Raw genomic sequence first — 22,076 nt, forward strand, 5'->3', positions numbered from 1 at the left:
AAAAAAGTTTAGTCAATGAAGTAAATTATCGTCACGTCACATTTTTAACATGTTACATAACGGCTGTGAGACATGCCGAAATCCAGAGTGCATGCCCCTTTGATATCCGGGGCATGCTCATATAAAGAAATATTTACTAGGCTTGCTTGCTACAATTTCTTATGTGCAAATATACAGTATTTTTAGATATTTTGAGATCGCTGGCAATAATGTGAACGGCATCTTTCAATTCGAATATACCTCTTTCATAAAGAAGAGATATTATAATTTTATTATGATTTGAAGCTGTAATTTTATCATTATTATGGACTTCAGCTTTAGCGACATCCAGTGCTGATGTAATTAGGTACTCTGAATTAGTTGCGTAGTTTTCATTTATTGGCTTGATTGCTTTCTCATCAAAAATATTAAAGAATCCACTCAAAAAATCATGCAGCGGGATACTTAAATGAAAGTTAATACAAAGTAGACCTATAATTTTGCCGTTAGAACCGGTGATTGGTAAAGTCGCTGATTTTATTGGACTTCTACAGTTTTGATTATTAACATAAACCATGTTTTTATTGTTATCACCACTTTTCTTTATTTCCTTGAGTAATTGCATTGCTACATCAGTAATGGGGGCCCCCTCTGTCCTGTTTGAAAATTGTCCGTTCACAACTTTGATTGCAGATCTATCAAGATCTTCCAAACTATGTAATACAAATTCAAATCCGTCACCTAAAAACAAAGACAAACCATCTAAAATAGACTTATAAGAATTAATTATGGCATGGTCGTTATGGTCAAACTTCACATTATTTTTCATAGCATAACCTTTGAGGAAATTATTATACGCGAGATTTTAATATTCAAAGGATGACATTGCAATTTTACTTTTTTTCTTCAAATTTGAAAAATGGGATAGGCATCACACAAGGTGAACTTTTCTTCATTGACTAAACAAAAGTAACGTGAGATGGTTTTCACATGCTCCAGATAATCGAAGGAATATGTGTTCAGAATCTTTTAGCCTCGAGCTTACAAATGAGTCCCTACTATCGATGAGTTACATAGATATATAATTCCAGGAGTACGCATGATGATAACCATCAACAAAAAAAAGAAAAAGCCTACGCTGGGCTATGCCCTTTTCACGCTCGGTGCACTGGTTATATATATAATAGCTGCACTGGCAGTGTTCAAAATCCCTATTATTATTGCGCTATTCGCATCATGGCTAGTGCTAACCCCATTTGCGTTAAGATTAGGTTATACTATTGCTGAAGTAGAGGGGACTGTTTATGAAATGTTGAAGTCCGGAGTGTCTGTTTTCGCGCTCCTTCTGTCAATTGGGTGTATGGTCGCTGTTTGGCTATGTGCCGGAACAATACCTACATTAACATATTGGGGGCTAAGTCTGGTTACTCCTCAAATGTTTTTAGTTATTGCATTTTTATTTTGCACTATAGTTTCTATTGCAACTGGCAGCTCATGGGGTACGATGAGTACTGCAGGTGTAGCCATGTTAGGTGTAGGTCTTGGCCTTGGTATTCACCCTGCTATAGTCGTTGGTGCTGCCGTATCTGGTGCACATGTTGGCAACTCATTATCACCAACTGCTGATAACTGTCTGCTTGCAGCCAGCACTTCAAAAGTTGATTTAATGGTTTTAGTAAAACAGAATGCCAAGATTATTCTTCCTGCAGTAGTAATCACAACTATTTTATATATGTTTTACGGTTTCACCTATATTGATACGGCGTTACAGCCGGATACGATAAACAGTATTATGGGTGATCTGAATCATTTAATGAAATTATCTCCATTCACATTGCTACCATTAATCGTCATCGTTGGTTTATTGATCTTTAAACAACCTGCTTTGACTTCTATTCTTGTGGGAAACCTGGTCGGCTTATTGATCGCAGTTCTGTACCAAGGATTCTCCGTAGCAGATGTTGGAAAATTTATGGCTGACGGTTTTGTGATCGCCACAGGTAACCAGTACTTAGATCCAATACTTAACCGTGGTGGTATTACCAGCATGCTATCTTTAGTCAGCATGATTATCGCCTCGCTCGGTATGGGGGGAATACTGAAAGGTACTCAGATACTTGATGTTATCGTAGAATCTTTCAGCAAAGTTATAACTTCACGCTTTGGACTTACTACAGCGACTACCATGGGTTGCGTGTTATGTTTGGCGGTAGTTTCAACTAACTATTTCTCAATTATACTCAATTGTACACTCCTCACTCCTTTATTTGTAAAATTAGGATATAAACCTGAAAATGCGACCCGAATCATTAATAATCTTAGTGCCTGTCTGGCTCCGTTTGTTCCATGGGGTTTAGCGGGTCTGTTTGTAACAGCCACATTTAATATAAACGTTATTTCAGTAATACCCTTCATGTTCTTTAATATCATTGCGTCTGTATTGTCAGTTTTATATGGATATTTTGGGATAACAATGACCAAAATTGAAGCGAGCAATGGAGTTGATATTAATATGCATGATGTTTCTACTGATGCTAACTCTCAAAAATAATTAAATCATTACACTGGCAGATATCTGCCAGTGTAATATTATTGACTATCAATTTAAATCGCGATCCGCAAAGTACCTTCCTGGTGGTTTCCCTGCCAAATTTTTGAACATTGTGATAAAAGCATTTACTGAATCATAACCCAAATCATTGGCGACTCTTTGAACAGAGTCTCCCCTAGATAGATTTCTCATAGCTATATTTAAATGTAATTGCCGATGCCATTTCCCGAAAGTTAATCCTGTTTCTTTAACTATTAATCTTGATAATGTTCTGCTGCTCATACCAAGAAATTTACTCCACTCTGTCAAAGTTCTTCTGTCTGAGGGATCTGCGAGCCATGTATCTATTATCTTGGTTAACTTTGGTTCTTTTGAAATAGGCAAACAGAAATTTTCAATAGGCATTTTATTTAATTCTTCAAGAAGGACGGAAGCTTTAAGAAACGTCAAGCTACCCTTCACATAGTCTGATGGCTGTTCAGTGATATCTAAAATTAGTTCACGCACTAATGGAGAAACAGAGATAGTGCAACAGTTGAGCGGTAATTCCGCGGTAAACACTGGTTCAATAAAGAGCATACATAGCCTGACATCTGTTGTAGCACGAATACTATGTGGCATATCACCAGGGATCCAGACGCAACACTGAGGCGGAACTACCCAGAGTTGATTTACAACTTCGCAAGATACAGCACCTGAGAGTGACATCACTAGCTGACCATGTCTATGCACATGAAAAGGCAGTAGTGCATCCATGGACATTCCAATTTTCATGCCTGCGACAGGACCCAAACAATCATTTCCATCGAAATCCCATAGTTCAGCTGTTCGTACTGGTTTCATAAATTTGTCCATTTTTAGGTATAGAAAGTCATTATATCTATATTTTTCCACTGGGGAAGTTGTTACCTTAGGCCAACTTTTATACATGTAGAGACTATTCATGGAACAAAAACGTCTGGCGGCTCAAGTCAAAAAGCCAGCTTTGATACTTATCAGCTTGTTGGCAATTGCAACGACGCTTAGAGCCCCAATACTGGGTGTTGGCCCACTGGTGCAAACACTCCAGTCAGAATTATCATTGACAAGTACTATGGCAGGTTTCATAACCGCATTTCCTCTCATAGCGTTAGGACTGATTGCTCCTTTTGCAGGAAAACTGTCCCGGTACATCGGTTTTGAAAAATCAATTGTGATAGCTCTGCTTATTATGATTGTTGGAGTATGCATACGCTCCGCAGGACAGGAATGGCAATTATACTTTGGCACAGTGTTGATTGGCGTTAGCATTGCTATAGGTAACGTTCTGCTACCCGGAATGGTAAAACGTGACTTCCCAAATAAAATTGCCAAAGTTACAGGCAATTATGGAATGGCTATTGGGCTTTCAGCGGCTTTAACATCAGCAACCGCTGTCCCATTGATGAACTATTTTGGATGGCAGACCGCGCTGGCATGTTCATTGGTTTTTCCAGGTATTGCACTACTGCTAGTGATCCTTAGAATAGGCCAGGAAGGGAACCGATCCCCCGTAATGACATCTCTCGGGAAGAGCAATAAAAACGTCTGGTCCTCAATGCTCGGGTGGCAAGTGACTTTATTCATGTCACTTAACTCAATAATTTTTTATGCAATTGTGACCTGGTTACCTTCTATTTTAACGGACGCAGGTAATACCAGAGAAGCCGCAGGGTCTATACATGGCTTTATGCAACTTGCCTCAATTGTGCCTGGGTTAGTCCTTGGTCCAATTGTTGCCAGAATGAGAGATCAGCGTCTTGCTGCAGCGCTGTTAAGCATCCTTCAGTTAGTGGCACTGGGCGGATTCATTTATCAGCCATCATTTGCGTTTATTTGGGCTTTTATGTTTGGCATGGGCAGTGGAGGTGCATTGATAATTTCTCTAATGTTCATTGGCCTCAGAACATCCAGCCCACAAGAAGCCGCATCACTATCAGGTATGGCTCAGTGTGTTAACTTCCTGATTGGAGCATTTGGACCTGCCCTGGCTGGTAAAATGTATGCACTTTCAGGAAGTTGGCTCTCAACGTTGTACGCAGGGATTTTATTGGCTGCAATTATGGCACTAGTTGGTATCTTTGCAGGTAGAAATAAGACAATCTGAAACGTTCACCTTAACCCCGCTCGTTTGAGCGGGGTTTACTCCATCAGGCTTCATGGTACCGCCTACAGCAACCAGCAGGCTCAACCATCTACTCTTTTAAATCACATTTTGGGAACCAGCGTTTCTCCGTTACTGCGAATAACATCACGGTACCAATAAAAACTTGCCTTACGGTAACGAGCAAGATCACCATGTCCTTTATCATCGCGATTAACATAGATAAATCCGTAACGTTTACCTAGTTCTGCCGTGGAATTGCTTACTAGATCAATAGGGCCCCAAGACGTGTACCCCATTACGTCGACACCGTCTTCTATTGCTTCGTATACCTGGTACAGGTGGTTGTTCAAATATGCAATACGGTAATCATCATCTACAGTGAAGTCATCTTTAAGAGTGTCTTTTGCCCCCAGACCATTCTCGACGATAAATAATGGTTTTTGATAACGATCCCACAGGATATTTAGCAAGATCCGCATCCCCGTCGCATCAATAGTCCATCCCCATTCAGAGCATGGAAGTAAAGGATTTGAAATCATGCTAAGTATATTCCCACGCGATTTTTCAATAATCTCGTCATCCGTGCTGGCACAACCACTGTTATAATAGCTAAAGGAGATAAAATCGACCGTGTTCGTCTTAAGATGCTCCCGGTCTTGTTCCGTTATATCCAGTTCAATCATGTTTTCACGGAAAAAACGCAGCATATAACCGGGGTAGCAACCCCTACTCTGAACATCACCAAAGAACAACCAACCGCGATTTTCTTCCATAGCTTTAAGAACGTCATCCGGGCTACAGGTAAGCGGATACAATAGTCCTCCCAGCAGCATGTTACCGATTTTTGCATCGCTAATAATTTCATGGCATTTCCCTACCACGACAGCGCTGGCCACTAGTTGATGATGGATCGCCTGATATATTTCAGACTGACTGCTGCCTTCCGGTAATCCAACACCAGTCAAAGGTGCGTGCAGAGACATGTTTATCTCATTGAATGTTAACCATAACTTAACTTTATCTTTATAGCGCTCAAACACTGTCTCTGCATATTTGACAAAAAGGTCAATAAGAAGCCGGTTTCCCCAGCCATGGTAACGCGTGACTAAATTCCACGGCATCTCGTAGTGAGATAGCGTCACCATAGGGGTAATCCCGTGGCTAAGTAACTCATCGAACAACCGATCATAATGAGCGAGACCGGCTTCGTTTGGAGTTTGTTCATCGCCATCAGGGAAAATCCTCGCCCATGCAATGGACACTCGCAGACAGGTAAACCCCATTTCGGCAAATAACTTTATATCTTCCGGATACCGGTGATAAAAGTCGATGGCAACATCTTTGATACTGCTAACGTTTTCTTTACGCGCAATCACTCCACCAAAAATACCTTTAGGCTGAACATCGGAGGTTGAGAGTCCTTTTCCGTCCTGATTCCATGCCCCTTCGACTTGGTTTGCAGCAATGGCGCCACCCCAGTAAAAATTATCCGGAAATCTTTTCATTTTATCCTCCATCATTTATTGGCGCTCATTAAGAATGCGTTACAAGTCACTTTATCTTCTTCCGTCAGACGTATCGCGTTGTAACTATCACTATTGTTAATCAATACTGGTGTATCCAATAAATATCCAGCCTTCTGAATAAAATCGATATCGAATTCAAGCAAAAGCTCTCCGGCTTTGACGCTATCGCCAGATTTAACATGAGCAATAAACCCTTCACCATTCAATCTGACCGTATTTATACCGACATGAATTAATAATTCGACACCATCATCACTAACCATGTTGATTGCATGTTTAGAACTGAACAGGGATGAAATTACGCCATTAAATGGCGCAACAACTTTACCTGATGTTGGAATAATCCCTACACCTTGACCTAATAATCCACTGGAAAAAGTGGGGTCATTAACCTCGACGATGTTTATAACTTTCCCAGTTAACGGGGATTGAATAATTATTTCACTATTGTCATTTTTATCTATCATGACCTGTTCTGCCTTTGGCAAACCAAAAAACAGCGTCAGGACAGTGGAAAGTGTCAGCGATACAAGCGTACCGATAATACCTCCCCATACCGTCATATCCATACCGGTAGGCGGGATCATTTGTGCAAGGGTAAAGAAGCTGGTCAGTCCAAAAGAGTAAATACTGCCGTGGAAGCTGCCGACTATCATCCCACCAACAGCGCCAGCAATACACCCGAAAATAAATGGTTTTCTGTTCGGTAGGTTGACACCGTATACAGCTGGTTCTGTAATGCCGAATATGGCTGCACTCACTGCTGAACCTGAGAGCGCTTTTAGCTTCGAATCCTTTGTTTTGAGAAACACACCTAAAGCTGCACCCAATTGTCCTACAACAGCAGGCACCAGCAATGGCTGCATAATGTCATGACCCAACACAGTGACATTGTTGAGCATCACGGGTACAAGACCCCAGTGCAGGCCAAACATAACGCAGACCTGCCACAATGCCCCCATTATGATACCCGCAACAGCTGGTGCAAACTCATATGCGGCCAGGAATGCGTTCGCCATTGACTGGCTAAGCCAGGTAGCAATGGGACCGATGAGTAAAAAAGAGAACGGTACGACGACGGCCAATGCGATAAACGGAGTAAATAAATTTTTTACAGCTGACGGCAGTATTTTATTACAATTCTTCTCGACAAGACTGCTTAGCCAGGATGCGAAAATAACGGGTATAACTGAACCAGCATAATTAATGTATGTAACTGGGATACCAAAAAAGGTGTCTGACGTCCCTCCCGACTGTAGTTGAGCCTCAAAAGCCGCAATCATGCTTGGGTGCATTAAAGCGCCACCAATCACCATTGAAAGGAACGGAGAACCACCGAATCTTTTACCCGCCGTGTAACCCAGCACCAGAGGAAAGAAATAGAACAGAGCGTCCCCGGCAGCTGAGAAAATCTTATAGGCTCCACTTGATTCCGATATTATTCCACAGACTACTGCAAGGGCCAGCAGCCCCTTCATGATACCTGAAGCGGCAAGTACACCCAGAAAAGGCGTAAAGATACCTGAAACAACGTTAATAAATCGGGAGAATAAACTTTCTTTTACTTTATCCCCCTTATCCTCAACCCTATCAGTGAACATCTCCTCCGTAGCCCCTGAAGCTTCAATTGCCTGAAATACCTCAGAAACAGTGTTCCCGATCACAATCTGAAGCTGGCTACCACTCTCAACAACCATAATTATATCTGCATGATCGTGGAGTACTTTCTTATTAACAATGCTATTATTTTTTAACTCAAAGCGCAGTCTGGTTGCACAATGATTGACACTTTTAATGTTTTTATTCCCACCAACACTATCAATTATGAATTCTGCAAGTGACTGATATTTCATAGGTATTTACCTTTCAGAAAAACAAAAAAAAACCCACCCAAACCAATCCAAATTGGTTCGAAGTAGGTTTTGCCTGCATATGCAGTAACAATCCAGTCTTGTCACAAAAACAATTTATAACGCCTTCTGCAGAGTTTTCGCCCTGAAGAAAATCATCATTTTCGCCAGTTAAGTTGTATACCAGTCACGACATAAAAAAAACATAACAAACTCATCTTGTCGGATTATCGTTATAAAAAGGCGATTTACAGATACTTTTCTTAAGAGATACTTAAAACCGTATTATTAATGGGAATGAATCCTCGAGAAAAATCATACGTCTCTTACAGTTGCATCGGTGGAGCGCTAAGCTATTTAACCCCACGGTTGTTCCACCTTTAATCATGGCTTTATGCCATCCATTGCTTTCCCGTAAAATCTGTTAACAAACAAAAGATATTTAAATAAATGACCTACGATGAATGAAATGTTTTTTGACATTAATAGATATTTTGTGGGAATATCCATTCGGTGCATGCGGGGCTATGAAAATAAATGCTTAAAAAGGTGCTTTCAGGCACATGAAAAATTGGATACCTCTGAATATGTGACATGGCAAAATCGTGAAGCGAGACGATTTATGCCTTGATACGTGAGTTGATACTTACAGGCCAGTTCATACCAGGCAGTAAGTTTAAAATTTCTGAACTGACTAGTCGTTTTGACGTTAGTCTGAATGTAGTGCGTGAGGCGCTTGATAGATTATGAATATGAATAAACAGAAAATTAGACAACTACGACCGGTACACGTCACCCACGTAAGTGATCTTAACGAGCGTATGAAACGTATCCACCTCGGGGGGGTATCCATTGCGGAATTTGCTGATGCACTACCAGCAGCCTGGGTAAAGGTATTTTTCACCGGACCCGATGAGCCAGAAGGACCAGGACGTGCTTATACTATTCGTAGCATTTCACGCACGCAGAATGAGTTGGTATTGGATTTTGTACAGCATGGCGAAGGTCCTGCAGCCAGCTGGAGCCGTTCTGCTCAGAAAGGCGATGTCATCAGAATTGCCGGCCCACGTGAAGGTCTTGCTATTGAAGGTATTCAATCTCTACTCTTATTTGGCGATGAAACTGCAATACCGGGGATTTTTGCGATCATCGAAGCGCTAGAAGAAAATGTTATTGTTAAGGCTTTCGTTGCGAAAAAGACGGAAGCGACTTATACGGTGCCTGATACCCGGGCTGTCTTATCGCTGACCTGGCTTAATGATGATAATGAACTGGCAGACCATGTGATATCCTGGATTCAGGAAAATAGCCCTGAGATGGTATGGGGCTCCGGTGAGCACAGCGTAGTTATTCCTCTGCGTAGATATCTTTTTCAGGCTTTTGGCCGTAGCAGGAAAAATACCACCATTACGGCTTACTGGAAATCAGGGGAAGCTGATCATCGCGATATTGATGATTAATCACGCTCTGGCAGTTACTCCACTCTGTGATTTAAACAGCGCTGGAACCGATAGCCTCGGGCCTGTGCTGTTTTAGATAATATCCACAATCTTTATCCTTTATAAGCCAGAATGTATTTTTTTAGGCTTACGTTGCTACACGGGCCTCAGAAGAGCATTTTGTCCTTAAGTGAATCGCCACGTAATAATTGGGACTATGTGGTCAGTCACACTCATTTTTCTCCACGCATTTAGAGTCAGCCATATTGAAGAAAAGTAGCGTTATCAAAGGTATGGACAGAGCAACTGGAGAGTTTTATGCTTCGCGGCTAAACTTGCTGTAAGCACGAGATAGCTTTGGATAGGTTAATTACGTCCGCTTCTGGCACAAAGCGGACATTCCTCACTTCTGTTTTTTTAACGTCAGCTAACTCAGATTTGAAGTTCCCGGTCCGGTACCTGAACAGAGCTGAAATATCAGCATGCCAGCGGCGTCAGTGTGACTTACTGAGGTGGATAGCGGTCCTGACTTCTTTTACCAGATCCGGGTAATTCTCTTCGGACTCTATACGGTCCAGTCTTTTCAGGAGCCTGTTCTCTTCTCCGAACAGGTGAGCGATATCCCTTATTTTCAGGGCCAGATAGTGTCCGGTTTCACTGGAGATAATGTGTGAACGCAGGCTCAGTAACAACATCAGAAATGCTTTATCACTGTCACTTTGTTGGGCGATCCAAGATATAACCGATTCAGGACCTGCAATGTCCTGCCAGGCCCAGACAAAACCACCCAGCACATCTTCCCGGTCAAACAGTGACTTCAGTTCACCGTCGTTCAGTCTTTCGCAGAATTGATGGCGAACAGAGTTCAGTTCATCATCTTTTAGTATACGCTCACGTTCCGGCTCGGGCCGGTGGCCGGCCAGCCCATTCTGCCACAGCAAATCGCGGAGATAATGTGCAATCCAGACCCAGGCGGTTCCTTTTATCGTCAATGAAAGCAGGGTTTCTATCGCCTTCTCCCGGTCAATATCCAGCAACCTTTTCAGAAGACGAGCAGCTACTTTGTTTACATCGAGATCATACCGGGAAAACCAGCGATTTCTATGCCGGTAACGTGCATGTATCTCATCACCTGAATTGAAGAAGAATGCCAGCAGACCATAACATTCTGCGGCTGTGCGTACTTTTATCATCGGCCAGGTCAGCTGGCTCAATATATGCTCAAACCAGGTGCGCGAGGACACACCATTGCTGTCAATCCTGTCCAAGAGTTCCAGGGTCATCGATGGATGTTCGTCGGGATGGCTGCTTTTACGGAATAACTCATCAAAAAACGCTGGCGGCAGAACGTTCTGAGGTGAAGAAAATGCAAAGTAATAACGCCAGTATGCGGAGCTCCCGAGACGGCGGTTGGCTGTCATTATTGCTTTTTCTTCCTCGTCTGCCTGAACGAACAATTTCAGATTAGCAGCCTGATACCCTGAAATTCCCGGAATCCAGTGACTCAGGGAGGTTGCTGATTTTGCTGCTGAGGAACGGAAATGAGACAGACAATCAACCAAATTTTGCACCAGTAATTTTTGTTCCTCGTTGCTGACACTTCCGTCCCCGGATTCCACGATAGCCCGCTCTGTCAGATATTCTTCTGCCCAGCTATAGAGCCCGGAGTTAGTTGTACGGAGCAACTGCAGGAAACAAAGGTCTGGTAGATAAACATAATCGCGTATACCTCTGTACCTGAAGCTCAGATTATTCAGCGCCAGGTGTACCTCACGCGGGGTGCTCAGTGCCGCACCGTAAATATCCGTTACCCGGTTTAAATCATCGATAAACTCTTCACCTGGAGGCGTTCCATTAACGGTTTCATACAGCCTTACAACGCCTGACAGAAACTCCCGGCGCAGGTCAAATGATTCCGGCCTTGGCAGACTGAACGAAATCTGCACGATTTTCTGCAGGTAAAGTTCGCCATCTTCCACGCCCAGTCCTTTCTTGATGGCCTGCGCCAGCACTCTTTTGTCATAGCAGAGTATGTAGCGGAAACGGGGGAAATCAGCGACGGATTTGACCAGGCGGACAACTTCCACGGCCTGTGCGGGTTCCAGCCTGTCCAGATCATCGAGCAGGATAATAAAGCTGAGATCCATTTCGACAATTTTTTCTGCGATTTCGGTACGCATCTCCGCGGCGGTTTTTTGCTTTTCTTTTAACCATCCGGTTTCCGACAGCGCGTTCAGCGCACCGCTCGCATCAGGTACGCCCGGGATCACCGTCGCGGCCTGAGCCAGCGGAGCCAGATGGCGGGCCGTCGCTCTGGTATAGTCCATGATTGTTCTGGCGGTCCGGGTCATCGTCTTTTTCTTTTCGAGGCTTTCCCGCTCTTCATGTGAAAGCCGGCGCTCTTCCTCTGCAGCAATGATGCCAGCAACCGGAAGCAGTAACGACGCCACCAGACTGGTATCACTGCCATCAAGCCAGGGGGAGATATTCAGGACATAGGTGTTATCCTCCTTATCCTCCTCATCCAGTGCTGCACGCAGCAGGTTCAGCAGACTGGTTTTTCCCGAGCCCCAGGCTCCCTCAATACCGATAACGGCGTTTCCTTCGCGACCAATAGCCTGAACAGACTTTGCCAGTTGTGAGGCAATATAGCGGAAGCCATAGCGATCCTGTTCCGGGCTGGTGACAGACTGATCCAGTCTCATTGCGTCAGTATCAGCCATATCACAGGTCTCCGTACAGGCAGCGCAACCCGGTCAGGGCCTCTGCCAGTGTGCCTTCCGCACATTTCGTGGTGAGCTCGCGGACCAGGGTGTCAAAGGCCTCCGCCGTCATAAAAATCCGCAGCCCGTCGATGCCGAAAAATCCCTCCTCTGATACGTGTCCCGGCGGGGAGAACATCACGCGTTCCCCCTGATGGCCGTGCGCCAGGGCTTCCGGATGACGGGCGTACAGCGTGAGCAGGCCCAGCAGTTCAGAGAATGCTTCCCAGCCGTACGGCACCACGAAGTCCTGGCCGGTGATGAGCACGTGCAGGCGCGGCGTGCTGTACCAGGCCCCCGGGCGCTCGCCGGGATGCTGGCCGTCGGTGCGGATCTGGAGGCGCAGCGTGCCGGCCTCAATAGTTTCCGTCACGGCCGGGATCGCCGGGCGCAGATCCTGTGCCAGGGCGGTGGCATTCCCTTCTGTCCAGTCCAGCCCGCGCAGAACCAGCGGCAAAACGGCCTTCAGCCGCGGCAGGGTGAAGATTTCTGCCAGCTCTGCATCCGGCATCTCCGTCAGGTTAAAACAGTCGCTCTCCAGCGGGCGCAGAAGGTGTTCGGCATACATCTGATCCACGACCGGGCGCAGCCCTGCCCGGAAGGCATCAAATTCTTCCGTCCAGTTTTCCCCGGCCAGGCGGAAGATCCCCTTCATATAGTGGCCATCCACCGGACGGTCATGCTCCACCTGCCAGGCCAGCAGGTTGCGGGTGATGTCGAGCAGGGTGTCCATGGCCGGGAGGGTGGCCAGCCTGTTATGCCCGCGCATGAAGGCCTCCCGGGCATGAACCAGAATGAAGCGCAGCTCATCCCGGGAGACAAGTGCGGTACCGAAGGTCTGGCCAAGAATGATATGCCGGTACAGCTGCCGGACGGTGGCCTCCGGATCGGCGATCAGCTGAAAATACCCGTCGCCGGGCGCGACTGTTTTCAGGCCGTCATCGAGGAAGCGTTCGGCCAGGGCGTTGACCGAAGTATTTTCGCGACCGGCGCGCACTTTCAGCGCCTCGATCAGCTTTTTGTGAAAACGCAGGTTAAGCTGGCTGAGCATCATCGTTCCTTTTATCTTTGTTTTGCTCATTATGCTAACCTAGCATTCATAAGGTGTGTTACTAATTTATGTCCTTTAAAGCTGTGATTTGTGATAGCGCAGTCATTGCTGAAAGTGATGATGAGGTTAGTATACTTGTACCTTTCTCTTCTCATTTCAGCAGAGATCCGAAAACCCTGAGTCCCGGATCTTCTCTCCTGCCGCCGGAAAATTTCCGTGATACGAAAAAAATTTATGACCTATATTAGGGATGACAGAGCCTGAGCGGTGTTTCAGGTCCTGAACGGTACCCGTCGTGCAGCGGCAGATATTGCCGCTTTGCTTATTTCCTGACCGCGGTACACTTCCGGAAACTTGTAAATATGCAAAAACTCGGATCAACGTAAAACGGTCATCCGGTAATTTAACGTAGTTTCTATATTGCTGCTTATTATTAGCCTGTAAATGATAATGGCAGGGGAAAATCATCCGGATGACAGATGCGGGGCGGGCAGACGATTGAACCGCTCGTCATAATTACTCTTGGTGACTATTTAAAGGGGAACGCTTTTGATGGGCGGTAAGAAGAAAGTTGATATGACGAGCATGTATAGGTCGCTGGCGCAGCTCGGTCACCAGCGTATCTGGTTACGAATCATCAAGTCAGGCGATCTGTTATTCATGGTTACTTTTTGAAAACAGACGTCTTGCTCGTTTTGAGCGCGGCCTGAATACATGGTGTTTCGTGAAAAATGCTGCCTTGGTGGACGACTATCCTCTGGGTAGTGTGCCAGATGGAGAAGGATTAACAGAGCTGCATGAAAAGGATGAACAGCTTTTCCACCTGACGCTCTGTGACGAGAATGTCGATCGTCTGCTTTCATACCTAGCGACGCTTGATGATTGATATTGTCTGTCGCCCCCCATCAAAAACTGCTGGCGGGATTTCTCAGAAATATAAAGAGGTAAAAGATCAATGGAAGATATTCAGGCCACGGCAGATAGCGTAGCTACTGCGATATCCCATCCGGTTACCGTGCAGCTGATAACCCAGGGGACTGGTATTTGGGGAAACGTGGCTACAGGGCTGATAACTGGTCTGCTGGCCGGCGGTATTACTCTGACAGGTATCTGGCTGACGCACCGGTTCACGCTCCAGCGTGAAAGACAGGTGTCAGACGATAAGTTGGAACGGGAGCGGCTTTTTATCGCGACGGAACTGATTACTCTCCTAGAGCAGTATGCTGAAGACTGTGCAGCTGTTGCCAGTGATGACGGTGAGCTGTTTTATGAGCCTAACCGACAAGCTGAGCGCGTGTCTAAAATAAGTTTTCCCGTCCCACTTAATTTTGAAACGGTGTCCGGTGACTGGCGGAGCCTACCGGCAGATCTCATGTATCGTATCCGGGAGCTGCCGGTAATGCGCAATGAGGCAATGCGGGCAATCGAAGATGGCTGGGAAAATTCGTGGCCTCCGGATCGCGAATATTACTTCAGTGCACGGCAATATGAGTCTTCACGGATGGGGCTGAAAGCTATACACCTTGCCAGACTCCTGCGCAGACTCTGCAAACTGCCGCGCTCCCGTCTCAATAAGTCAGCCTGGTCAGCGCAACCTGTAATGCTGCGTGTTCTGCGTCATGAACGAAAACAAAGACGCAGCTAACCTTAAAATAATGATTTCACCCTCTGACATTATTAAAAGGGATTTCAGACATGATTTCTGTAGTGAATGAAGGACAGGCTATTAAACACACGGACTACTGGCAGTCAGAGCAGGCCAGAGTCGGGTATCTTTTTCTGAGCTGGAACGCCGGTGCCGCTCGCTTACTGGTTCCGGATGCATCTGAAGCGCTCCTGAAGGAGGTGCGTGGCTCGCAGTACGTTATCATCAGCAAGGGCGAGCCTGAAGGCCGTGCCGCGCTGGAACTCCTTTTTGAAGACGGCAGCGATACACCGTTCGTGGTGCACATCCTTCTGGAGCAGTCCGATCGCCTGCAGACGGAAGCAGAACAGGGCGGAGACTTTGTGGTAAGGGTATGGACGCGCGGCGGCAGCCAGCTGCAATATCCGGGCAAATACCGTGTCGTGGGCACACTGCCCGACTTCTCGCCGTGGCAGGCCCATTAAGGATTCATCCCGGGCCGCCGTCCCCTGGCCGGTGACCTTCATTGCTGTCATCCACCACCTCCAGTGACTATCGGGATCATCGCTGACCATGACTGAGCACCTTTCCGCAACAACGCGTTACCGCGAAGACGAAAACGCCTGGCTGATCACCCTGCCAAAACAGCAGGACGGGGCATGCTATCCCCGGCCCCTGACTTTTGTGGCCATCAGGATCATCTCAGATGAGTATTTACCTGCGGGCATAGAGAATCGCGGTCCGCGTCATCTGAAGAGCCGGGTATGTGAGCTGAAACTCTTCTGGCGCGACGGTACATTATCCTTTCCGGCCAGCTTCAACGTCAGCCCCTATACCAATACTGCTGAGCTGGATCTGACCAACGGTTACGTTATTCTGGAGGAAGAACTGCAGGGCCGCGGACTCGGTTCGTGGTGCATGCAGCAGCTGGTCAGCTGGGCAAAAACCCTGCCGCCTGATACGCCGGTGAAAACAATCAGGACTAACCCGGGCGACGAAGTAGATGCAGTAAACCACGCCCGGCGTGACCGTTTCTGGCACGGTATGGGGTTCCGCTTTCCGCCCGGCAGCAGAACGTCGCTTCCCCTGACGGTTAATGAACTGAAGCTGCCGGCAGGCAGCCGTGCGAAACCGGATGTCGTCCTGCTGCACAGGGGGGTGCTTTCACTTGTTGAGGACAACGACAGGTACAGGCTGGATATGGAGGCAAAATCACGTACGCTTAAGGGCAAAGATGATGAGATAGCTCGTCTCACCCGCCGGCAGCCCCATAAGCTGATTATCCGGGCCATCCGCGCCCCGTTTACGCTGCTGTCCTTGCTCGTTCATCAGGTAAAGCGACATTATGCTCCCAGGAATGACCAGCAAAAGAACACCCACACGGACGATCATGAAGGATAACCAAGTGACCATGAATAACTTTCCCGCCCTCCCGTCGCAGGCGGCCTCGTTACCCGTCGCCATCGATTATCCGGCCGCACTGGCGCTGCGCCAGATGGCACTGGTGCATGAAGAAATGCCGAGGTATCTGCTGGCACCGGAGGTCAGCGCCCTGCTCCATTACGTGCCTGATTTGCACCGCAAAATGCTTCTGGCCACACTGTGGAATACCGGTGCCCGAATCAACGAGGCGCTGGCGCTCACCCGGGCCGATTTTTCGCTGACGTCATCACTGCCGTTCGTACAGCTGGCGACCCTGAAACAGCGTGCGGAGAAAGCCGCGCGGACGGCTGGTCGGGCGCCGGCCAGAAGCCAGGCGCATCGCCTGGTGCCGCTGTCAGATCATCAGTACGTCAGCCAGCTGCAGATGATGGTGGCCACCCTGAAAGTTCCGCTGGAGCGCCGTAATAAACGCACCGGCAGAAACGAAAAAGCGCGCATCTGGGAGATCACTGACCGCACGGTCCGGACCTGGCTGAATGAAGCGGTAGAATCGGCCGCTGCCGATGGAGTAACGTTCTCCATACCGGTCACGCCGCACACGTTCCGCCACTCCTACGCTATGCACATGCTGTATGCAGGTATTCCACTGAAGGTACTACAGAGCCTGATGGGACATAAATCGCTAAGCTCAACGGAGGTGTACACGAAAGTGTTCGCACTGGATGTAGCTGCACGGCACCGGGTTCAGTTCCAGATGCCGGGGATCGAGGCGGTGGCATTATTGAAAGGCCAATCTTAATATTAAGATTGCAACCTGAAGCGCTTGGTGGACTTGTCTAACCCCTCCCCTGTTCAGAAATGAGTCACGATATGCTATTAAATCAATAAAAATAAATCCGATCATCAGAAGTATCTTCTGGATACTTTTTCCGATAGTGCCAACACGTCCAAAGTAGAAAGTATTTTTGCATGCCAGTGTGACGCGTCTATAGACGGCCACGTGCTCATTAATCTGCTATGTACAGGATAAGCCGAATATTCGTTGTGTGTTCGCATTGGACTATGCAGTTGTGGTGATTACAAGTGCACTGATAGCGTAGCCACTTGCAGATCAACGTGATCAAGCTAAGGCAATTATGTTTAGCCCACATTTCTATGTATTGGGTCATAACATTTAATCATGTCTTTCTGCAACATGAATACTGTCACTGGCATGATGTTATCTATCCTCTTTCATACTCTCTGATTTAAAAGTTATCAACATATACATAGCTAGATCCAATAATACGATCCTATTGAAGATCCTAAATGGATCCATACAGTTCCAAACAGATCCCAGATCGTTACAGACCACGCCAGACAAGGCATACAGAAGATTTGGGTGTGTCACATTATGCAGTAAGTGTGTCACAACATGTAATTAGTGTGCCATACCATGATCAAAGTGGGTGACATCATGCACTTAGTGTGTCATAACATGCAAAATGGTGTGTCATAGCATGTGAAATACCGAACTATTCACCCTTTGTGGATAACCTTGAATGGATTCCTACTTAAGTGGCATAACTCTATGACTGATAACAATTTTATCCCTTCTCAAATTACAAATGAAGGAGAGGTACATCAATTAACAGTCACAAGTAATTCTTCAGTTCAACCAGCTATTCTACTGCGCTTGGGTGTCTTTGTTCCTGGCAGCAGAGCAATACCCAAGGGGCAGAAGTCCGGTATTGATGTTTCTTCTTCATTTTCTCAGCTTGAATTCGCCCGTAAGGAAGGTTATGACGAAGTCAGGATCTTTGGTGAGCGACTTAACATATCAACGGACTTTAGTGTCTGGATGGGCATTATTGGTGCCTTCAGTAAATACGGTTTGAAATCGAACACTATCGAGCTGCCTTTCACTGAGTTCGCCGCATTGTGTCAGTACGACTCTCGTCAGTTTAACAAGCGCCTGCGTGACACCATCTTCGATGCACTTACCAGGATCGGTACCAAGACAGTTCAGTTTAACAGCAAGAAAACTGGAGATAAATTTTTCACTCAGCTTCTTAAGAGCGGTAAGTACACCAGAGAATCCGATACGATCACGCTTCAAGCCGATGAGCGTTTGCATGAGCTGTATCAGATCGACTACAACATCCTTCTGCGTAAACGTCCTTATCATATGCTTAAAGGTAAAGAGGTTGCTCAGACGCTCTATACCTATATCGCCAGTCTGCCTGATAACCCTGCCCCAATCCGGTTTGATCGCATCATCGAACGTTTAAATCTGACCTCTCCAGTAAAGGAGCAGAACCGGCTGATCAAGGCTGCACTTAAGCAACTACAAGATATTGGCTACATTGAATATTCTATTGTAAAAGATGGGCGAACTCTAACGGTGTTGATTCATAAGCGAAACAAAAAACTTAAAGAATTGGCATCATAGAAGGTGGGTCGCATTATGCAGGATATTCAGCATTGGCGGGTCGTACCATGATTTTAGGTGTGTCATAACATGGTATCGTGGCACAGTTGCGTTTGAGCGTATTTTGTTAGGCTGATTTTTGAGCAGTTGGGATATCTTTACATGCTGTGACACACCTTTTGCATATCGCTGCCCACCTTTAACATGTTCCAACCCACCTTTTTGAGATCCTTTAACGATCTTTTTTCATAGCATGTTACAACACACCTTATACATGCTATGACCCACCTTTATGATTAAGGCGTTCACAGAACGCGCTTCTCGATACGTATAAGTGACCATAAAAATAGCTCACATCTGGTCTGATGCATATCAAGAAATGGGACTTAACAAGTGACCCCGGGATACCTCGTCTTTTTAAGGCAGTGAGTGTTAATTATTCGATACATCGTATGTCGAACTTATGAAAAGACCAATCTGAACGTACCAAAGATGCCCTGTCTTTTGAGGGGTTGATGGTTAGCTATGGCCTCCTGATCGTAAAACTATCGTAATCACCTCATTTTGTAGAAGGATTCTGTTTAATAAGTTATCAACTTTGCAAAATTTGATGTGCTTTGCACTTTTCTAGGTGGTTTGCATGTTTTATGTTGCTTTGCTTGTTTTCTCAAGATTTAATAGAATGATGCAAAGTTAATTGAAAGGAACTTCTTATGGGATTAATGGATACGCTAAATCAATGCATTACCGCTGGTCATGAGATGACGAAAGCCATCGCTATCGCTCAATTTAATGATGATAGCCCTGAAGCAAGGAAAATCACCCGGCGGTGGCGAGTTGGTGAAGCTGCCGATCTGATCGGTGTGTCATCCCAGGCTATTCGTGACGCTGAAAAAGCAGGGCGCTTGCCTCATCCAGATATGGAATTACGAGGGCGCGTAGAGCAGCGTGTTGGCTATACCATTGAACAAATAAATCATATGCGAGATGTGTTTGGTACCCGTCTCCGTCGTCCTGATGAAAGCCTGCCTCCGGTTATTGGTGTTGCAGCTCATAAAGGTGGGGTTTATAAAACATCTGTCTCCGTTCATCTTGCTCAGGATCTGGCTTTGAAAGGGCTTCGTGTACTGTTAGTTGAAGGTAACGATCCGCAAGGTACGGCATCGATGTATCACGGTTGGGTTCCCGATTTACATATTCACTCTGAAGATACGCTCCTCCCCTTTTATCTCGGTGAACGAGATGATGCTTTATATGCCATAAAACCAACTTGCTGGCCTGGTCTGGATATTATTCCTTCGTGTCTCGCATTGCATCGTATTGAAACTGAGCTTATGGGGCGTTACGACGATGGTAAGCTGCCGACAGACCCTCATATGATGCTAAGACTAGCCATCGAAACGGTTGCGCATGATTATGATGTGGTTGTCATCGATAGTGCTCCTAACCTTGGTATCGGCACAATCAACGTTGTTTGTGCTGCTGACGTATTGTTAGTCCCTACTCCCGCTGAACTCTTTGACTATACCTCTGCTCTTCAGTTTTTCGACATGCTCAGGGATCTGCTGAAGAACGTGGACCTTAAGGGCTTCGAGCCAGATGTCAGGATCTTGCTTACTAAATATAACAATAATAATGGTTCCCAGTCGCCCTGGATGGAAGAGCAAATTAGGGATGCATGGGGAAGCATGGTTCTTAAGAACGTAGTACGTGAAACGGATGAAGTGGGTAAAGGACAGATCCGAATGAGAACAGTGTTCGAACAAGCCATAGATCAGCGTTCTTCTACTGGAGCATGGAGGAATGCACTCGCAATTTGGGAGCCGGTTTGTAATGAAATATTTGATCGTCTCATTAAACCACGTTGGGAGATCCGTTAATGAAACGTGCACCTATTATTCCTAAATCTAATCCTTCAGTCGCTCCTGCAACTACTGCAACAGCTCCAGCTGCTCCTATGGTTGATACGCTCATTGCTCGAGTGGGCGCTATGGCAAAAGGTAATACTATTACCCTTCCCGTGTGTGGCCGAGATGTAAAGTTTGTTCTTGAAACTATACCAGGAGTAGATGTAGCAAACTCTACAAAGGTCTGGGTTGGTAATGAACGTGATCAGGCATTTTTAACAGAGGAGGCATTGGACGATCTCATACCATCGTTTTTACTAACTGGCCAACAAAATCCGGCTTTTGGTCGTAAGGTCGGGGGACATATAGAGGTTGCCGATGGTAGCCGCCGTCGCATGTCTGCCATTCTTACATCAACTGAGTATCGCATACTCGTCGGTGCCCTTGATGACGAACAGATGGATGCTTTATGCAAGCTTGGAAACGATTATAGACCGACAAGTGCTTATGAAAGAGGTAAGCGATATTCTCAGCGATTAGAAAATGAATTTAATGGGAATATTTCTGCTCTGGCTGACGCTGAAAATATTTCAAGGAAAATCATAACCAGATGCATCAGTTCCTCTAAGTTACCAAGAGATGTCATCGCCCTTTTCTCTCATCCAGGCGAGCTTTCTGCCAGAGCTGGTGAAAATTTACAGAAAATTTTTGCTGAGAACGAGGCTCGTTTACTCGAAGGGGCTTATGAACTTTCAGAAAAAAGAAAGGCAGGTGTAGTACTTGAGACTGATGAAATAATCCATTTTCTTACAGCCTTACTAAAAGATCACAGCAAAAAATTAAATCAGACCCCTGAAAAGCGCGTTTTCATTCCGGGAGCATCAGCGCAGTATAAAGGCAATAAATTAATCATTAGCCTAGATCGCTCTAAGCTTTCAGAAAAAGACATTGGGAAGTTTGAAGAAATGCTTGAGCATTTGGCTATTAAGTAAAAAAGTAATTATTCATAACTATCTTTCTAATTTACGATCCTCATGACCGTGGTCCCAACCACTCAACTGGGACCGTGGTCCCAACCACTCAACTGGGACCATGGTCCCAACCACTCAACTGGGACCATGGTCCCAACCACTCAACTGGGACCGTGGTCCCAACCACTCAACTGGGACCATGGTCCCAACCACTCAACTGGAACCGTGGTCCCAACCACTCAACTGGGACCGTGGTCCCAACCACTCAACTGGGACCGTGGTCCCAACTACCCAACTGGGACCGTGGTCCCAACTACCCAACTGGGACCACGGTCCTAACCACTCAACTGGGACCGTGGTCCTAACCACTCAACTGGGACTGTCATCCTAACCACTCAACTGGGACTGTGATCCTAACCACTCAACTGGGACTTTGGTACCAACCTATAGTCAGTCAAGCCTTTGTATGGGTATTTTCTAGCTAAGGCGCGTAAGTAATGTTTGTTAGTTAGTCTCTTTGGTGCTTCCTCGCTCACTCGCGGGCTTCGCCCTGTCGTT

General features: G+C 46.1%; 18 protein-coding genes. 12 read left to right on the forward strand and 6 right to left on the reverse strand.

Features of this window, described 5'->3' with window-relative positions:
- Positions 1–136: 136 nt before the first annotated feature.
- Complete coding sequence (locus tag ACOYA6_RS21505; protein WP_422655382.1) at positions 137–808, reverse strand: helix-turn-helix transcriptional regulator; 672 nt, start codon at positions 806–808, stop codon at positions 137–139.
- 270 nt (positions 809–1,078) lie between these two features.
- On the opposite strand from ACOYA6_RS21505, the gene ACOYA6_RS21510 reads away from it, so the two are divergent.
- Positions 1,079–2,530, forward strand: a complete 1,452-nt coding sequence (locus ACOYA6_RS21510) for a Na+/H+ antiporter NhaC family protein (protein ID WP_422655383.1) — start codon at positions 1,079–1,081, stop codon at positions 2,528–2,530.
- Positions 2,531–2,578: 48 nt separating this feature from the next.
- Here ACOYA6_RS21510 and ACOYA6_RS21515 read toward each other — a convergent pair whose 3' ends face one another.
- The gene (locus tag ACOYA6_RS21515; protein WP_422655384.1) at positions 2,579–3,373 is read right to left on the reverse strand and encodes an AraC family transcriptional regulator; all 795 of its coding nucleotides are present in this window, start codon (positions 3,371–3,373) and stop codon (positions 2,579–2,581) included.
- Between the two features lie 100 nt (positions 3,374–3,473).
- Between ACOYA6_RS21515 and ACOYA6_RS21520 the strand changes: the two genes are divergently transcribed.
- Positions 3,474–4,655, forward strand: coding sequence for an MFS transporter (locus ACOYA6_RS21520; protein WP_422655385.1), 1,182 nt, complete (start codon positions 3,474–3,476; stop codon positions 4,653–4,655).
- 101 nt (positions 4,656–4,756) lie between these two features.
- Here ACOYA6_RS21520 and ACOYA6_RS21525 read toward each other — a convergent pair whose 3' ends face one another.
- Positions 4,757–6,160 (reverse strand): glycoside hydrolase family 1 protein, encoded by a 1,404-nt coding sequence (locus ACOYA6_RS21525; protein ID WP_422655386.1) that lies wholly within the window; start codon positions 6,158–6,160, stop codon positions 4,757–4,759.
- Positions 6,161–6,171: 11 nt separating this feature from the next.
- Positions 6,172–8,034 carry a beta-glucoside-specific PTS transporter subunit IIABC gene (locus tag ACOYA6_RS21530; protein ID WP_422655387.1) on the reverse strand — a complete coding sequence of 621 codons (1,863 nt, stop codon included), beginning with the start codon at positions 8,032–8,034 and terminating at the stop codon, positions 6,172–6,174.
- Positions 8,035–8,670: 636 nt separating this feature from the next.
- On the opposite strand from ACOYA6_RS21530, the gene ACOYA6_RS21535 reads away from it, so the two are divergent.
- Both ACOYA6_RS21535 and ACOYA6_RS21540 read left to right on the forward strand, forming a co-directional pair.
- A complete protein-coding gene (locus tag ACOYA6_RS21535; RefSeq protein WP_422655407.1) occupies positions 8,671–8,781 on the forward strand; it encodes a GntR family transcriptional regulator in 111 nt (36 codons plus the stop codon).
- On the forward strand, positions 8,778–9,491 hold the full coding sequence (locus ACOYA6_RS21540; protein ID WP_422655388.1) for a siderophore-interacting protein: 714 nt from the start codon (positions 8,778–8,780) through the stop codon (positions 9,489–9,491). The genes ACOYA6_RS21535 and ACOYA6_RS21540 overlap by 4 nt, the downstream gene beginning before the upstream one ends.
- 473 nt (positions 9,492–9,964) lie before the next feature.
- On the opposite strand, the gene ACOYA6_RS21545 is transcribed toward ACOYA6_RS21540, so the two are convergent.
- Together ACOYA6_RS21545 and pifC are read right to left on the reverse strand one after the other, a co-directional pair.
- Entirely contained in the window at positions 9,965–12,193 is a 2,229-nt protein-coding gene (locus ACOYA6_RS21545; protein WP_422655389.1) for a KAP family P-loop NTPase fold protein, read from the reverse strand.
- Between the two features lies 1 nt (position 12,194).
- Positions 12,195–13,283 (reverse strand): transcriptional repressor PifC, encoded by a 1,089-nt coding sequence (gene pifC / locus ACOYA6_RS21550; protein WP_422655408.1) that lies wholly within the window; start codon positions 13,281–13,283, stop codon positions 12,195–12,197.
- A 724-nt stretch (positions 13,284–14,007) separates the two neighbouring features.
- On the opposite strand from pifC, the gene ACOYA6_RS21555 reads away from it, so the two are divergent.
- The 8 genes from ACOYA6_RS21555 (at position 14,008) to ACOYA6_RS21590 (ending at position 21,539) form a co-directional block, all read left to right on the forward strand.
- A complete protein-coding gene (locus tag ACOYA6_RS21555; protein ID WP_422655390.1) occupies positions 14,008–14,169 on the forward strand; it encodes a hypothetical protein in 162 nt (53 codons plus the stop codon).
- Between the two features lie 69 nt (positions 14,170–14,238).
- Positions 14,239–14,928: a hypothetical protein gene (locus ACOYA6_RS21560; RefSeq protein WP_148569867.1), complete on the forward strand. Its 690-nt coding sequence runs from the start codon at positions 14,239–14,241 to the stop codon at positions 14,926–14,928.
- 50 nt (positions 14,929–14,978) lie between these two features.
- Positions 14,979–15,392, forward strand: a complete 414-nt coding sequence (locus tag ACOYA6_RS21565; protein WP_422655391.1) for a hypothetical protein — start codon at positions 14,979–14,981, stop codon at positions 15,390–15,392.
- 88 nt (positions 15,393–15,480) lie between these two features.
- Positions 15,481–16,308, forward strand: a complete 828-nt coding sequence (locus tag ACOYA6_RS21570; protein ID WP_422655392.1) for a hypothetical protein — start codon at positions 15,481–15,483, stop codon at positions 16,306–16,308.
- The gene (locus ACOYA6_RS21575; protein ID WP_422655393.1) at positions 16,298–17,089 is read left to right on the forward strand and encodes a site-specific integrase; all 792 of its coding nucleotides are present in this window, start codon (positions 16,298–16,300) and stop codon (positions 17,087–17,089) included. The genes ACOYA6_RS21570 and ACOYA6_RS21575 overlap by 11 nt, the downstream gene beginning before the upstream one ends.
- A 771-nt stretch (positions 17,090–17,860) precedes the next feature.
- Entirely contained in the window at positions 17,861–18,721 is an 861-nt protein-coding gene (locus ACOYA6_RS21580; protein ID WP_148569870.1) for a RepB family plasmid replication initiator protein, read from the forward strand.
- A gap of 692 nt (positions 18,722–19,413) precedes the next feature.
- On the forward strand, positions 19,414–20,580 hold the full coding sequence (gene sopA, locus ACOYA6_RS21585; RefSeq protein WP_148569871.1) for a plasmid-partitioning protein SopA: 1,167 nt from the start codon (positions 19,414–19,416) through the stop codon (positions 20,578–20,580).
- Complete coding sequence (locus tag ACOYA6_RS21590) at positions 20,580–21,539, forward strand: ParB/RepB/Spo0J family plasmid partition protein (protein ID WP_422655394.1); 960 nt, start codon at positions 20,580–20,582, stop codon at positions 21,537–21,539. The genes sopA and ACOYA6_RS21590 overlap by 1 nt, the downstream gene beginning before the upstream one ends.
- Positions 21,540–22,076: the final 537 nt, after the last annotated feature.

The organism is Leclercia barmai (genome assembly GCF_049312895.1).
Taxonomy (GTDB): Bacteria; Pseudomonadota; Gammaproteobacteria; order Enterobacterales; family Enterobacteriaceae; genus Enterobacter; species Enterobacter barmai.